The organism is Fictibacillus arsenicus (assembly GCF_001999465.1).
In the GTDB taxonomy this organism is placed as follows: Bacteria; Bacillota; Bacilli; order Bacillales; family Fictibacillaceae; genus Fictibacillus; species Fictibacillus arsenicus.
The window spans coordinates 1-500 of sequence record NZ_MQMF01000096.1 but is presented as its reverse complement, the minus strand read 5'-3'; the positions used below and the strand labels follow the sequence as shown (position 1 = coordinate 500).

General features: G+C 73.6%; 1 protein-coding gene. It reads left to right on the top strand.

The window, feature by feature from the left end; all coding sequences use genetic code 11:
* Positions 1-500, top strand: a 500-nt coding sequence (locus UN64_RS21985) for a DNA-processing protein DprA (protein ID WP_171979000.1), incomplete at both ends; no start/stop codon positions are given.

The window sequence follows — 500 nt, the reverse complement described above, 5'->3', positions numbered from 1 at the left end:
GCATCGCGCCGCTCTGAGCACGGGTGGGAGCACGATCGCGGTGCTGGCGGGAGGGATCGACCGGAACTATCCGCGCGGCAACACTGAGCTGCTGGACACGATCCGCGCTGTCGGGGCGGTGGTCTCGGAGCAGCCGCCCGGTGCCGCACCGACGCGCTCCCGTTTCCTGGCCCGTTCCCGGGTGCTCGCGGCGTTGTCTGCGGCGACGATCGTGCCCGAGGCTGGGGCGCGCTCGGGTGCGCTCGTCACGACCGAGCACGCGCTCCGCCTGGGCCGCGGCGTGGGTGCGGTGCCCGGACCGGTTACGAGCGCTGCGAGCACGGGACCACACATGCTGATCCAAGACCGCCACGCCACGCTCGTCACCAGTGCACTGGATGCGCAGGCCTTGATGGACCGCCCCGGCTCGCCGCAGAGCCGACCGGCGGGCCGGACGGCCACGGGATCGAGCTTGGACCTCGAACAGGCGCGGGCCGAGCGCGACGAACCGGGCCGCCGTC